The sequence below is a fragment of the Agreia sp. Leaf210 genome, assembly GCF_001421485.1.
Classification (GTDB): Bacteria; Actinomycetota; Actinomycetes; order Actinomycetales; family Microbacteriaceae; genus Agreia.
Genome location: NZ_LMKK01000002.1, coordinates 857,912 through 871,953, shown reverse-complemented (window position 1 = coordinate 871,953; position 14,042 = coordinate 857,912). Strand labels below are relative to the sequence as shown.

General features: G+C 69.5%; 10 protein-coding genes. 3 read left to right on the top strand and 7 right to left on the bottom strand.

Annotated elements, in window-relative coordinates; all coding sequences use genetic code 11:
- Positions 1-2: 2 nt before the first annotated feature.
- The 6 genes from ASE64_RS10060 to ASE64_RS10035 form a co-directional block, all read right to left on the bottom strand.
- Positions 3-1,703 (bottom strand): allophanate hydrolase, encoded by a 1,701-nt coding sequence (locus ASE64_RS10060; protein ID WP_055779499.1) that lies wholly within the window; start codon positions 1,701-1,703, stop codon positions 3-5.
- A complete protein-coding gene (gene uca, locus ASE64_RS10055) occupies positions 1,700-5,353 on the bottom strand; it encodes an urea carboxylase (protein WP_055779495.1) in 3,654 nt (1,217 codons plus the stop codon). Before uca ends, ASE64_RS10060 begins: the two co-directional genes overlap by 4 nt.
- Positions 5,350-6,165 (bottom strand): urea amidolyase associated protein UAAP2, encoded by an 816-nt coding sequence (locus ASE64_RS10050; protein WP_082466085.1) that lies wholly within the window; start codon positions 6,163-6,165, stop codon positions 5,350-5,352. Before ASE64_RS10050 ends, uca begins: the two co-directional genes overlap by 4 nt.
- Positions 6,162-7,010: an urea amidolyase associated protein UAAP1 gene (locus ASE64_RS10045; protein ID WP_055779493.1), complete on the bottom strand. Its 849-nt coding sequence runs from the start codon at positions 7,008-7,010 to the stop codon at positions 6,162-6,164. Before ASE64_RS10045 ends, ASE64_RS10050 begins: the two co-directional genes overlap by 4 nt.
- Before the next feature lie 121 nt (positions 7,011-7,131).
- Positions 7,132-8,733 (bottom strand): APC family permease, encoded by a 1,602-nt coding sequence (locus ASE64_RS10040; protein ID WP_055779490.1) that lies wholly within the window; start codon positions 8,731-8,733, stop codon positions 7,132-7,134.
- 162 nt (positions 8,734-8,895) lie between these two features.
- Entirely contained in the window at positions 8,896-9,615 is a 720-nt protein-coding gene (locus tag ASE64_RS10035; RefSeq protein ID WP_055779487.1) for a TetR/AcrR family transcriptional regulator, read from the bottom strand.
- Positions 9,616-9,717: 102 nt separating this feature from the next.
- Here ASE64_RS10035 and ASE64_RS10030 point away from each other — a divergent pair, with 102 nt between their 5' ends.
- Positions 9,718-10,563 carry an SDR family oxidoreductase gene (locus tag ASE64_RS10030; RefSeq protein WP_055779485.1) on the top strand — a complete coding sequence of 282 codons (846 nt, stop codon included), beginning with the start codon at positions 9,718-9,720 and terminating at the stop codon, positions 10,561-10,563.
- 51 nt (positions 10,564-10,614) lie between these two features.
- Here the strand turns inward: ASE64_RS10030 and ASE64_RS10025 are convergent, their stop codons facing one another.
- Positions 10,615-11,214 (bottom strand): class I SAM-dependent methyltransferase, encoded by a 600-nt coding sequence (locus tag ASE64_RS10025; RefSeq protein ID WP_156351764.1) that lies wholly within the window; start codon positions 11,212-11,214, stop codon positions 10,615-10,617.
- Positions 11,215-11,368: 154 nt separating this feature from the next.
- Here ASE64_RS10025 and ASE64_RS10020 point away from each other — a divergent pair, with 154 nt between their 5' ends.
- Positions 11,369-11,797, top strand: coding sequence for a winged helix-turn-helix transcriptional regulator (locus ASE64_RS10020; protein ID WP_055779482.1), 429 nt, complete (start codon positions 11,369-11,371; stop codon positions 11,795-11,797).
- Between the two features lie 3 nt (positions 11,798-11,800).
- Positions 11,801-14,032: an LLM class flavin-dependent oxidoreductase gene (locus ASE64_RS10015; protein WP_055779480.1), complete on the top strand. Its 2,232-nt coding sequence runs from the start codon at positions 11,801-11,803 to the stop codon at positions 14,030-14,032.
- The last annotated feature ends 10 nt before the right edge of the window (positions 14,033-14,042 follow it).

Sequence of the window (14,042 nt, the reverse complement as noted above, 5' to 3'; positions counted from 1 at the left end):
GGTCATGCGCCCGCTCGGGATCGCTGCCACGCCAACCAGCCTCCGTGGGCGCTGATGTTCTCGGCGCCCTCGGTCGCGATGGGCTCGCAGAGAAAGCCCGACACGGAGCTGCCGTCGGCGAGGGTGACCCGCCCGATGGTCATCGGTGCGGGCAGGGCCGCGACGAACGTGCCGAATCCGGATGCCGGCAGCGACCAGATCTCGCCGGCCACGGATGCTCCGCCGCCGGCCACCCGAAGCAGGCCGGGCTTGGGTGGGGTGGTGTCGAGGGCGAAGAGCGCGTAGTCGGCGCTGGTGGTGACGCTGCGCACGAATGAGCCGCCCGCTGAGACGAGCTGGTGATTGAGGGGCTGATCGCTGAGGTGTGCCCCGATGACGAGGATCTCGATCGACGGAGAGAGCATCCGCTCGGCCAGCTGGTGCACGGCGAGGTCGTGGAAGGCCGGAGCGGTGATCATCACACCGAAGGGCAGGCCGTCGACGACACCGGCGGGCACCGCGGTCGAGGCCATGTCGAGCAGATTGGCGAAGTTCGTGTAGCGCCCCATGCGGCTGTTGCCACCGATCGGGTCGGCCGCGATCTCGGCGAGTGTCGGATGCCACGTGGTGGTCGGGGTGAGCAGGGCGTCGCACCCGGAGAGCGCGGCTCGGGCGTCTGCACCGAGCCGGTCGAGCTGTTCGCGATCGCGGTAGAGCTCGACTGCCGTGCGGTCGGCGCCGCCGAGCACGATCGCAGACACCGACGGGTCGAGGTCGGTTCCGATGAGCCCGCGGTGCGCGTCGATGTGCTCGCCGACGGCCGCGTAGCGCTCGGCCACGAACGACGACTCGTAGAGCATCCGCGCTGCCTGCAGCAGGGGAGCGATGTCGACCTCGACGATCTCCACGCCGGTGGCCGCGAGTCGACCCGCCGCCGCGTGGAACGCGTCGGCCCAACCCGGGGCGAGGCCATCCAGATGCTCTGCGGTCGGGACGCCGACGCGGGGGCGCGCGGGAAGCGCGGTTGCGGTGGCGCGTGCCGCCTCGTCGAGGGTGCGCTCCAACGGGTCGATGCCGTCAGGGCCGGCGAGCAACTCTGCCGTGTTGTAGGCGAGCCCGGCCTCGCGGGCGAAGACGGTGACGCAGTCGAGGGTGCGGCAGGCGGGCACGACGCCCGTGGTCGGGATGCGGCCGCGAGTGAGCTTGACGCCGACGATGCCGTTGAGGGCGGCGGGCACTCTGCCCGAGCCCGCGGTGTCGGTGCCGAGCGCGACATCGACGATGCCGAGAGCGACAGCCACGGAGGACCCCGAGCTGGAGCCGCCCGAGATGCGATCGGGCCGCCACGCGTTGCGCACGGCGCCGAAGGGGCTGCGGGTGCCCGCGAGCCCGGTGGCGAACTGGTCGAGGTTGGTCTTGCCGATGACCACCGAGCCGGCCTCGCGAAGCCGGCTGACCGCGGTCGAGTCCGCATCCGGACGATAGCGGTAGCTGGGCGCGGCGGCGGTCGTGTCGAAGCCGGCGGCGTCGATATTGTCTTTGACCGCGGCCACCGTTCCGGCCAGCGGCAGAATCTCACCCGCTGCGACGCGAGCGTCGATCGACGCGGCCTCGTCGAGCGCATCCTGCTCGTCGCGCAGGCTGATCCAGATCTCGGGACGATCGACGGTGCGGATGCGCGCGTAGGCGGCAGTGACCCTGTCGACGGCGGTGCTGGTGCTCATGCTGCTGCTCCGATGATCGAGATGAGAATCTGGCCGGGCGAGACCTGGTCGCCGGGACGCACGTGGATCTCGCCCACGACGCCGTCGGACGCGGCGACGACCGCCGACTCCATCTTCATGGCCTCGAGCGCCATGAGCTTCTCTCCGGCGCTCACCGCCTGGCCCGGCTCGACGCCGATCTGCCACACGGTCGAGGTGAAGGGAGCTGCAACTCCGACCGAGCCCTCGGCGACGACGACCGCGTCGACCGGTGCGGCCGCCTTCTCGTCGGGCCGCACGTCGAATTCGCCGGATGCGCGCCAGCGCTCCTTCTCCTCGCTGAACGCGCGGGCCTGCGTTTCGCGGAAGTCGGCGATCGAGCCGGCGTTCTCGGCGAGGAAGCGCTGGTAGTCGGCGATCGCGAACGTTCCCTCTTGGGTCTCGTAGTGTCCGCGGCCGGCATCGGTCTCGGCGCGCAGCTCGAGCAGTTCGTCGGCGCCGACCGGGTACCACTCGATGCGGTCGAAGAAGCGCAGCGCCCACGGGTTCTCCTGGAACAGGCCGCCGCGGCGGAATCTGTTCCAGACCTGCACGGTGCGGCCGACGAACTGGTAGCCGCCCGGCCCCTCCATGCCGTAGATGCACATGTAGGCGCCGCCGATGCCGACCGAGTTCTCCGCCGTCCACGTGCGAGCCGGGTTGTACTTGGTGGTCACGAGTCGGTGCCGCGGGTCGAGCGGCGTGGCCACGGGGGCGCCGAGGTAGACGTCTCCGAGTCCGAGTACCAGGTAGGTGGCGTCGAACACGGTCTTCATCACGTCGTCGACCGAGTCGAGGCCGTTGATGCGGCGGATGAAGTCGATGTTCGAGGGGGTCCAGGGAGCGTCGGCGCGCACGCCGTTCATGTAGCGCTCGATAGCGAGATGCGTCGCGGGGTCATCCCATGACAGCGGCAGTCGCACCGTGCGCGAGGGCACGACGAGCTCGTGCGTGGCAGGAATATCGTTCTCCAGCTCGCGCAGCAGGCCGGCCAGCGCGGTGGCCTTCAGCTCGGAGGAGTCGGTGTGGATCTGCAGCGAGCGGATGCCGGGGGTCAGCTCGAGCACGCCGCGGGGCGACTCGCTCTGCAGTCTCTCCATCAGCGCGTGCACGCGCATCCGCAACCCGAGGTCGAGCGTGAGGTCGCCGTACTCGACGAGCAGATTGTCGTCGCCGTCGCGGCGATAGGTCACCGAGGGGCGCGCCTCGGTTGCTTCGAGCCGGTCTATCACGCCGTCGTCGCCGTCACCGCCCGAGCTCCTGACGCTGAACGAGGCGCGGTCGGAGTCGAGCGCGGCCGCGTCGGCCTCTCGCACGGGAACGAAGCGGATCGTGTCTCCGGGGCGCAGCTGGCCGAGCTTCCACAGCTCGCCGCTGGCGACCACGGCCGGGCAGACGAAGCCGCCGAGGCTGGGGCCGTCAGGACCGAGGATGATCGGGGTGTCGCCGGTGAAGTCGATGGCGCCCACGGCGTAGGGGTTGTCGTGGATGTTCGAGGGGTGCAGGCCCGCCTCGCCACCGTCTTCCCGCGCCCACTCCGGGCGCGGCCCGTCAAGCCGCACGCCGGTTCGGGCCGAGTTGTAGTGCACCGCGTAGTCGGTCGCATAGAAGACGTCGAGGTCGGCGCGGGTGAAGAAGTCGGGGGCGCCGTGCGGCCCCTCGGTCACGCCGATCTGCCAGCTCGTGGTCAGCGCGGGCCGACGCTCGGCCGGGGTCGGGCCGCCGACCAGCGACAGGCGCGTGCCGCTCGCGAAAGCCGGATGCTCGGCATCCGAATCGGGCGAGCCGGGACGCAGCACGTCGCCGGGTAGCAGGGCGCGGCCGGCGTGCCCGCCGAACTGGCCGAGCGTGAAGGTGGACGCGCTGCCGAGATAGAGGGGAACGTCGATGCCTCCGCGCACGGCGAGGTAGGCGCGCTGGCCCGGGCCGTGCAGCGTGCCGATGGTCAGCACGCTGCCCGCGGCCGCCTCGACCGGCTCCCAGAACGGCACCTCGACGCCGTCGAGGGTGGCGGATGCCGGTGCGCCGGTCAGGGCGATCAGGCTCGGCGCGCTGAATCGCAGGGTCGGGCCGGTGGCGGTGATCTCGAGCGCGGGCGCTCCCGCGGGATTGCCGACGGCGAGGTTCGCCTCAGAGAACGAGACAGAGTCCATCGGGCCGCTCGGCGGCACGCCGATCTGCCAGTATTCGGTGCGCCCGGGCAGATCCTGCACCGTCGTCATCGCTCCGGCATCCATAACATCGATGCGGGGGTCGGGGTCTGCCGTCTGATCGAGCGTGGAGGTGGAGTGCACGGCGGCGCGCAGGCCCGTCTCGTCGGTGAGCGCGCGCAGCAGGCCGAGGTTGGTGACGACGCCGTCGACGCGGCTGGCGTCGAGCCCCTCGCGCAGCAGGTCGAGCGCGGTGTCGCGACTAGGAGCCGCGGCGATCACCTTCGCGAGCATGGGGTCGTAGTAGGGCGAGACCTCGAGGCCGGTCTCGATCCAGCCGTCGACGCGCACGCCGCTGAGCTCGGCGGCGCCGAAGCCGGGGAACGCCGCGTGGGTGACGAGTCCCGAGCTGGGCAGACCGTTCTTATCGGGGTCTTCGGCGTAGACACGCGCCTCGAAGGCGTGGCCGCTCGGAGCGAATGCTGTCGTGAAGATTTCCGGATCGATGCCGTCGGCGCCGTCGCGGGCGAGTCGCAGCATCATGGCCACGAGGTCGACGCCGTAGACCTCCTCGGTGACCGGGTGCTCGACCTGCAGGCGGGTGTTCACCTCGAGAAAAGAGGCTTCCTCGCGCACCGGGTCGTAGACGAATTCGACCGTGCCCGCCGAGCGGTAGTAGACGGATGCCGCCAGCGACCGGGCGGAATCGTGCAGTTGCCGCCGCACGGCATCCGGAAGCGCGGGAGCGGGCGCCTCTTCGATGACCTTCTGGTTGCGTCGCTGCAGTGAGCAGTCGCGGTCGCCGATCACGGCGACGCGGCCGTCGCCGGCGCCGAAGAGCTGCACCTCGACGTGGCGGGCAGGGCGCACGAGGCGCTCGAGAAACACTCCGGCCGAGCCGAAGTTCTTCTCGCCGAGGCGGGCGACCCGGTCGTAGGCCTCGCGCACCTCGTCGATGCTCGTGCAGGCCTGCATGCCGATTCCGCCGCCGCCGCCCGTGGCCTTGAGCATCACGGGCAGGCCGATGCGCTCGGCCTCGGCGACGGCCTCGTCGGCCGAGGAGAGAAGTCCGGTGCCGGCCAACATGGGAACTCCGGCGCGGGCGGCCAGCTCTCTGGCCGTGTGCTTCTCGCCGAACGATGCGATCTGGTCGGCGGTGGGGCCGATGAAGCTCATGCCGGCGGCCTCGATGCGACGAGCGAAGTCGAGGTTCTCAGAGAGAAAGCCGTAGCCGGGGTGGATCGCGCCCACGCCCAGTCGCTCGGAGACCTCGAGGATCGTGTCGATGTCGAGGTAGGACTCCTTGGCGGGCGCCGGCCCGAGCCGCACGGCCTCGTCGGCCTCGCGAACGTGGGGAGCGGCGCGGTCGGCATCGGAGTAGACCGCCACCGTTCGAAGGCCGAGGGTGCGAGCCGAGCGGATGATGCGGCGAGCGATCTCGCCTCGGTTGGCGATGAGCAGGGTGTCGAAGGCGGGGGTCATGCGTGGTTCTCTTTCGTCGTGAGCGCCGGGCTGGTCACGATCATTCGCAGCGGAGTGCAGTTGAAGTCGTTGCAGGGGTTGTTCATCTGCGGGCAGTTCGAGACGATCACGAGCACGTCCATCTCGGCCCGCAGCGCCACGCGCTTACCGGGGGCAGACATGCCGTCGACGATGCCGAGGGTGCCGTCGGCCTCGACCGGCACGTTCATGAACCAGTTGATGTTCGAGACGAGGTCGCGGGCGCCCAGACCGTGTCGCGCTGCTTCGGAAAGGAAGTTCTCGCGGCAGCCGTGCTGGTGTTCGGTGTGAAAGCCGTAGCGCAGCGTGTTCGACTCCTTGGAGCAGGCGCCGCCGATCGTGTCTTGGCGGTCGATCTCGTTGCCGGTCACGGTCATCAAGGGGCGGCCGAGGTTCGAACGCAGGATCGACCCCTCCCTGAGGTATGCGTTCTGCTGCCAGGCCAGGGTGTCGGGGGTCGAGTAGCGCTCGAGCGTGTCGTGCGCGTTGTAGACCAGAAAGTCCGCGGACTGATTGCCACCGACATCTACGATCGTGAGGGTCTGGCCGGCGAGGAGTCGAGCCGACCAGGGGGCGAGCGGTGCGACGGTCTCGTCGATCACGATCGTGTGGGCGTCGGCGTGGGCGTGGGCGTGGGCGTGGGCTCCGGCTCCGGCTCCGCTCGCGAGTGGGCCGTTCGGGTCGAGGATAGTGCCGTCTGAGTAGTGCGCGCCGACCGGAACTGTCGTCTCGATGACGCGGTCGCCCACGGTGTGCGTGGTGGTGCTTGTTGGCGTGCTTGTGGTGGCAGTCATAGTCCTCGGGCCTCCGCGTAGTCGATCGAGTTGAGATATGCGCGATTCACCTCGGGGGTCGCGGTGAACTGCGGGTCTCCGGGCAGGGTGGGCTCGCCCGGCCAGGCGTGCACGAGGAGGGGCCCGACCAGGTAGTCGTCTGCCGGATCGAGTGGATGCGGCACGTTGACGATCAGCACGAGCAGGGGAAGCTCGGCCACGAGCTCGACGTGCGTGCCCTCGCCGGCGCTCCCCGTGAATGTGAGCCCGCCATCCGCCTCGACGTGCACGCCCTGAAAAAACGAGACGCTGGGCGGCAGGTCGCGCCCGGTGAGCCCGTGCTTGGCGGCGGCGAGCAGAAAGCGCGAGCGGCCGGATGGCGACGGCCCCTCGGGCGCTGCCGATCCGTACTTTGCCGTCGCGGATTCGTCGGTGCTGGTGCCGCAGAACGTGTCGTGCCGGCCGGAGGTGTCGGCGGTGATGCTCGCCAGCGCCCTTCCGTCTCCCGAGAGCAACGGATGACCCATGCCGAGGTACGCCTGCCACGGGATCTTGATCGTGTCGGCCACGTTCAGCCGCTCGTTCGTCTCGAGCGCGTTGTATAGAATGACGTGGGCGCAGGCACTTCCCGTCGGGTCATCGAGACGCAGCCGGGTGCCGCGCGCGATGACCCGATGGGTGTAGCCGCCGGGCGCCACCGTCTCGGCCCAGACCAGGCTGTCGCGATCGACCCCGTCGGGCACCACCGGCGACGTGGATGCCGGTCGGTAGGGCATGTAGTCGGCGGTGCGGGCGGCCTGGGCTCGGGCGTCGGCCCGCGCCGCCAGCACGCTGTCGGTCTGGTGATCGTCGGCAATCGAGGTCATGGCGGTGGTGCTCTCTTTCGGGTGGTGCGGGTGCTGTCGGGCCGCGTCACGGCATCCGTGCGACGCGGCCCAGGCGGTGGGTCTAGGTGTCCGGGCTAGGCGACCGAGCTAGGCGGCCGGGCTAGGCGATCGTTGCGACTGCGCCAGCCTCGGCGGGCGCGCCGCTCGGCTTCGCCGACATCGGCAGGTGGCCCAGGCTGATGGCGCCGTGCCGGGTGTGAGCGTGCCGGTGAACGAGGAAGCCGACGACGAGGGTCGCGCCGATGAAGAGCAGGGCGCTCCACTGCAGCCACCAGGTCTCGCCAGTGAGGTCGTAGATCTCGGCGCGGGGCCAGACCAGGTTGATGACCATGCCGATCTGGTACACGACGGCGATGATGTTCACCGGAATGCCCCACTTGCCCAGGCTGAACAGCGGCTTGCCCGTCTCGTCGACGCCGGGAGGAAAGCCCTGGTCGGGTGCTTTGAGGCGACGAACGAGCAGCGGCACCGTGACTCCGAGGTAAGCGAGGTAGAGCATCGCGATGCAGAGGCTCGAGAGGGCCGTGAAGATGGCGGCCTGCCCAAAGTTGACCGCCAGGGCGAGGGCCGCGCCGACGCCGACGACGACGCTGGTGGCGATGGGAGTGCCCGTTCGAGGCGACACCGCGGCGAGCGTGCGCCAGAACGGCAGCGCGCGCTCGCGGGCCATCGAGAACATCATGCGCGAGCCGGATGTCTGCACCGCCAGGGTGCAGGCGAAGACGGCGACGGCGACGGCCACGAGCAGAAGTCGGCCGAAGATCGGGCCGAGGCGCTCGGTCACGACGTAGGCGATTCCGCCGCCGGCGAGGCTTCCGTCGGTGAGGCTCGGGGCCGCGACCAGAGCCGCGATGATCAGCAGTGCGCCGCCGAGGCCCGACACCACGACCGCTCGGATGATCGTCTTGGGGATCGTCTTGCGCGGCGCGTGCGTCTCTTCGGCGAGCTCACCGGCCGAGTCGAAGCCCACGAGCACGTAGGCGGCCATCAGCGACGAGGCGAGGAAGGCCCAGATGTAGGGGGAGTCCGACGGGGAGGTTCCCTCGGTCGTGAACACCACAGACGGGCTTCGAGCGGGAAGCAGCAGCAGGGCGGTGACCAGCACGGCCACTCCGACGATCTCGATCAGCACGCCGACGCTCGTGGCGAGAGCCATGATGCGCACGCTGAGGATGTTCACGACGGTGGTGATCACCAACAGCATCACGCCGAGCAGCACCGCGTTCTGGGCGCCGGTCGGTGAGGCGAGCGAGGGGTCGGCGGTCGGTCCGCCGACGATCTGGAAGCCGTCCCAGATGGCCGGCAAAACCGCCTGCACGGCGATCGCGGCGACGGCGACGGTCAGCGTCTGGGCGACGATCATGACCCAGCCGGTGAACCAGCCGAAGGTCGTGCCGGCCAGTCGGCAGGCCCATTGGAAGATCGAGCCGGCGATAGGCCAGCGCGCCGCGAGCTGGGCGAAGTTGAGCGCCACGAGCAACTGTCCCGCGAACACGAGCGGCCAGGTCCAGAAGAAGGCGGCTCCGCCGAGGCCGAAGCCCAGCCCGAAGAGCTGGAACACCGTGGTGAGGATGGAGACGAACGAGAAGCCTGCGGCGAACGAGGCGAAGGAGCCGACACCGCGGTGCAGTTCCTGGCGGTAGAGCTTGTGGTTCTGGTGGGCTGGAGCGAGGTGGATCGGGGATGGTTCCGGGGCACTCATGGGCGCGACCTTCCGCGGACAGGGACTCGAATACCTGTCGATTGACAGGTGATGCTCCCATGCTGTGCGACGGCAGTTGCGCGCCGATTTCGCGGTTGTTAAATTCAGGTTTCGCGGTGGTCGTTCATGTTTCCGGCGAGTGCCAGCTTGCTGAAAGCGCCCTCAGCGGGCGACCGCTCGGTCGAGCCACTCCATCAGAAGTCGGCGCTCACCGGCGGTCAGAGACTCGAGCTGCGGGGCGACGGCGCGGAAGGCCACGGTCGTCGTGAGGGCATCGTCGGTGACCGGCCCCGTCGCATCCGTGAGGATCTGATACAGTGCGGCGTCGTACATCGCGTCGGGCAGTGCGCTGTCGCGCTGCTCCGGGGGTGTCGCCAACATCGTGAGGATGGCGCCCGTGCCCGCAGCTTGAATGATGCCGACGGCCCGGTTCTCGGTCACGCGAAGACGGCCGGCGGCGGCGATGCGGTGTACGCGAGCCTCGAGAATGCGCAGCCCGGACTGCGCGGCGGGGGAGCTCTCGGCGCGGGACGGGTCGCTCAGTAGGCGGAACAGCACTGGATTGGCCAGGCCGAAGTCGATCTGGTTCTGCCACCCGGCGCGCAGATCGTCGAGCGGGTCGATGTCGTTCTCTGCCGCGGACTGCACGGTTGCAGCCTTCGCTGAGACGAGCTCGCTCATCACGTGTTCGGCCACGGCCTCGAGAAGACCGTCTTTGTCGCCGAAGATGCGATAGATCGCCGGAGCCTGCACGCCGGCTCCCTCTGCCACGGCTCGCGTTGTGACAGCAGTCGGTCCGCCGTTCTGGAGGAGGCCTGCAGCGGCGGCGATGATCCGGGCGCGCGTGTCGGCCTGCCCGGCTGGTCGAGTCGATTTCTCCACGTAACGACGATAACAGTCGAGTGTTACCACAGAATGTTTCCGGTGCTACTGTTTAAGCGATTCCATCGATAACACAAGATCGACTACGCGAAAGGCCTTCTCATGATCATCATCACCGGAGCAACCGGAGCCCTCAATGGCGCCACCGTCGACCACCTCCTCGAGCGCGTCCCTGCGAGCGACCTCGTCGTGGCAGCGCGCGACACCGCGAAAGCCCAGCGCTTCGCCGACATCGGCATCGAGGTGCGCCGAGCCGACTATGCGGATGCGGACTCGCTGCCGGCAGCGTTCGACGGAGCAGACCAGCTGCTGCTCGTTTCGTCGAGCGACCAGAAGGCAGACGCCGTCAGTCTGCACCGGGCCGCCATCGAGGCCGCCGTGCGGGTCGGCGTCGGGCGCATCCTCTACACGAGCCACCAGGGGGCGGCGCCCGCCACGCCTTTCGGACCCGGCCGTGACCACGCCGCCACCGAGCAGCTACTGGCCGCATCCGGAATCGCCTGGACCTCACTGCGCAACGGCTTCTACGCGCACAGCCTCAACTGGAGCCTCGGCGACTGGCGGGAGTCCGGTGTGATCGCCGTGCCTGCCGATGGACCGATGTCGTGGACGGCACGCGAGGATTCCGCCGAGGCCGCCGCCGTGATCATCGCGTCGAACGGCGGTTACGACGGTGCCGTCACGCTCACCGCGAGTGCCGCGCCCACGTTCGCGGACATCGCGGCCATGGCATCGGATGCGATCGGTCGCGACGTGCGCCTGCGCGTGCTCGGCGACGATGCCTGGATCGCGGCCCAGGGTGCGGCCGGTCAGCCGGAGTTCGTGGCTCGCTTCATGCTCGGCATGTACCAGGCTGCTGCCGCGGGATTCTTCGCCGGAACCGACCCGCTGCTCGCGACCCTGCTCGGGCGTGAGCCGCAGACGGTGCGGCAGCTGCTCGAGGCGTGACGGCCGAGGTGTGAGCTATTGCCCTTCATTCAGCTCGCGCAGGGCGATATCTCACACCTCGCGGCGTCGCGCGACGATGGCGGCGTGCGGTCGGGTGTTCGGCGAGGTGCGAGTGTGCGTCTCGATCACCTCGAATCCGGATGCGCGCAGCCGCTCGCCGAGTTCGGCCACCGGCCAGCGATAGGCCGTCGTCACGGCGTGGTCGAAGGGCTCGACCACCGCGCCCTCGAAGAACCCCATCAGCAGGAGCCCGCCGGGCCGCAGGGCACGCGCGATCTCGTCGAGGGCCGGGCCGATCGCATCCGGCGTGTGGTGAATCAGTGAGTACCAGGCCAGCACGCCGCCGAGTGAGGCGTCGGATGCGTCGAGCGCCTCGACGCTTCCCGTCGCGAATCGCAGCTCGGGGTAAGTGGCGCGAGCGTGCTCGATGAACGCGGGCGTGAGGTCGACGCCGCGAATGTCGAGGCCGCGCTCGGCGAGGAAGGCGGTCCAGTGGCCGGGGCCGCATCCGATGTCGAGCGCCGGGCCGTCGACCTGGGCGCCCCAGCTGGCGATGAGCGCTGCGTCTGAGGGGTGCATGGCCTCGACGACTCCGAGCGCCTCGATGTACTCGGCCGCCCGGGCTGAGTATGCCTCGCTGACGTCGTTCATGTGTCTCCTTCGCGTCAACAAGCGCATCCATTGTCGCCCAATGCTCTCATCACGTTGGAGGGAGCATGTGGCGACGAATGGCTGAGCTCCGCCCCGCACGTCGCTCTATATTTCAGAGTTGCTATTCAATAGCTAGCGGCGTACTGTGAGGCGCATGACCCCGAAGCCTGCCGCCTCCACCCATGATCTGCACACGTGCGACGCTGCCGTGAGCCTGGCGTTCAGCATTCTAGGCAAGCGATGGAACGGCATGCTGCTCTCCACGCTCGGCAACGGACCACTCTCGTTCGCGGCGCTCAAGCGCGGTGTTCCGGGCATCAGCGACGCCATGCTCTCCGACCGCCTCACCGGGCTGGCCGAGGTCAACCTCCTCACCCGCAGCGTCGACGCCGGGCCCCCGATTGCCGTCACCTACACGCTCACGTCGCAGGGGGAGCAGCTCCTGCCCCTGCTCGAACAGCTCGGCCAGTGGGCCGCCAGCAACCTCGAGCGCCCCGCCGAAGAGCGCACCGCCGAAGAACGCCCGGCCGAAGAGCGCCCCGCCGCCGCGCACCAAGACGCAGCTCCCGCAGAGAAGAACTGACCCATGGATTACGGACACACCCTCCGTTTCGGCACCTTCGTCACACCCACCGCGGCACAGCCCCAGGGTGCGGTCCAGCTCGCGCAGCTCTCCGAGACGCTCGGCTACGACCTCGTCACCTTTCAAGACCACCCCTACCAGGCGTCGTTTCTCGACACCTGGACCCTGATGTCGTACGTCGCGGCGGCGACCACGCGCATCCAGATCTCGCCTAACGTGTTGAACCTACCTTTGCGGCCAGCGCCGGTCACGGCCCGCGCGGCCGCGTCGCTCGACCTGCTCAGCGGCGGGCGCTTCAACCTCGGCCTCGGCGCCGGCGGGTTCTGGGACGCGATCGAGGCGATGGGTGGGCGACGCCTGACCCCGGGTCAGGCCGTGGATGCCCTCAGCGAGGCCGTCGACATCATGCGCGGCACGTGGGCGGCGGGCGAGCGCGCCGTGCTCAAGGGTGGCGAGTACTACCCCGTCAACGGAGCCAAGCGGGGGCCCGCCCCGGCGCACGACATTCCGATCTGGGTGGGCGCGTACAGGCCGCGCATGCTGCGGCTCACCGGCGAGAAGGGCGATGGATGGCTGCCGAGCCTGCCCTACCTCAAGCCGGGCGATCTGCAATCGGGCAACGCCCGCATCGATGACGCGGCGGCCGAGGTGGGGCGCAATCCCGCAGAGATCCGGCGCCTGCTCAACATCACGGGCACCGAGAGCCTCGACCAGCTCGCGGGCATGGCGCTCGACGATGGCATCGCTACGTTCATCGTGATGGGCGACGACCCCGCGGTGCTGCAGCGCTTCGCCGAAGAGACGATGCCGCAGCTGCACGACGCCGTCGCCGACGCGAGGGCGACGAGCGGGATCGTCGCGACCGACAGCATCCGGCCGGCCCGCGCGATCGCGCTGCGGCGCGAGGGCATCGCCTACGACGAGCTGCCCGACTCGCTGCGCGAGAGTGCGATCGAGCCGGGCGACACGGCGTACGCGAGCGTGCGCTCGACTTATATGCGCGGCGGTGCGCCAGGCCTCGTGCTGCGCCCGCGCTCCGTCGATGAGGTGCGCGACGCCCTGGCGTTCGCGCGAAAGCACCCGTCGCTGCCGCTCGGTGTGCGCAGCGGAGGCCACGGAATCAGCGGCCGCAGCACTAACGACGGCGGCATCGTGATCGACCTCAAGAAGCTGAACGAGATCGAGGTCGTCGACCCCGAGAAGAGGCTCGTGCGCGTCGGCCCGGGTGCGCGTTGGATGGACGTGGCGGCCGCCCTGCAGCCCTTCGGCCTGGCACTCTCGAGCGGAGACTACGGCGGAGTCGGTGTTGGCGGACTCGCGACGGCCGGCGGCGTGGGCTTTCTCGGCCGTGATCACGGGCTGACCATCGACCACATGGTGGCCGCGGATGTGCTGCTGGCCGACGGAACGCTGGCGCACGCTTCGGCGACCGAGAACCCCGAGCTGTTCTGGGCGGTGCGCGGCGCCGGAGCGAATGTGGGCATCGTGGTGTCGTTCGACTTCGTGGCCGATGAGGTGGGCGACGTCGGATGGGCGCAGCTCGCGTTCCAGGTCGACGACGCGGCGCAGTTCCTCGAAGACTTCGGTCGCCTTCAAGAGGAGTCGCCGCGCGACACCACGCTGTTCCTCATCTTGAGCGGCGGTCGCCCGGCCGAGCCCGCGACCGCACAGATGTACGGAGTGGTGAACTCCTCTGACCCCGACACGATCATCGCGCGCCTGCAGCCGTTCGCGGAGCTCGCTCCGTTGGTCGGCCAGCAGGTGCAGCTGCTTCCGTATGCCGCGGTTATGGCGAACGCCTCGGATGTCGCGCACAACGGCCAGGGCGAGCCGTCGTTCCGCTCGGGGCTGGTCGAGCACCTGGATGCGCCGACCGCGCGGGCCGCGGCCGCGCTGGCGACGTCGGGTTCGGCGCCGTGGTTCCAGATCCGCCCGGTGGGTGGCGCGATCAACGACGTGGCTCCGGATGCGACGGCGTACGCCCACAGATCGGCCAACTTCTCGATCACCTCGGTCGGTCGTAGCGCGCGCTTCGAGCAGCTGTGGGATTCCTTGGCCTCGCACTTCGATGGCCTGTACCTGAGCTTCGAGAGCAGAACGGGCGAGCAGATCGTGGCGCAGGCGTTCCCGCCGGCCACGCTGGCCCGGCTCAGGGCGATCAAGGCACAGGTCGACCCAGACGCCGTGTTTAAAGACAACTTCGGGGTGGCCGTGGAGCCGGTGCCGCTGGGCTGAGCGCTTGTGC

Bases quoted from the DNA above. Each gene is read 5' to 3' on its own strand.
- ASE64_RS10060 (WP_055779499.1), bottom strand. From the start codon at position 1,703: ATGAGCACCAGCACCGCCGTCGACAGGGTCACTGCCGCCTACGCGCGC.
- uca (WP_055779495.1), bottom strand. From the start codon at position 5,353: ATGACCCCCGCCTTCGACACCCTGCTCATCGCCAACCGAGGCGAGATC.
- ASE64_RS10050 (WP_082466085.1), bottom strand. From the start codon at position 6,165: ATGACTGCCACCACAAGCACGCCAACAAGCACCACCACGCACACCGTG.
- ASE64_RS10045 (WP_055779493.1), bottom strand. From the start codon at position 7,010: ATGACCTCGATTGCCGACGATCACCAGACCGACAGCGTGCTGGCGGCG.
- ASE64_RS10040 (WP_055779490.1), bottom strand. From the start codon at position 8,733: ATGAGTGCCCCGGAACCATCCCCGATCCACCTCGCTCCAGCCCACCAG.
- ASE64_RS10030 (WP_055779485.1), top strand. From the start codon at position 9,718: ATGATCATCATCACCGGAGCAACCGGAGCCCTCAATGGCGCCACCGTC.
- ASE64_RS10025 (WP_156351764.1), bottom strand. From the start codon at position 11,214: ATGAACGACGTCAGCGAGGCATACTCAGCCCGGGCGGCCGAGTACATC.
- ASE64_RS10020 (WP_055779482.1), top strand. From the start codon at position 11,369: ATGACCCCGAAGCCTGCCGCCTCCACCCATGATCTGCACACGTGCGAC.
- ASE64_RS10015 (WP_055779480.1), top strand. From the start codon at position 11,801: ATGGATTACGGACACACCCTCCGTTTCGGCACCTTCGTCACACCCACC.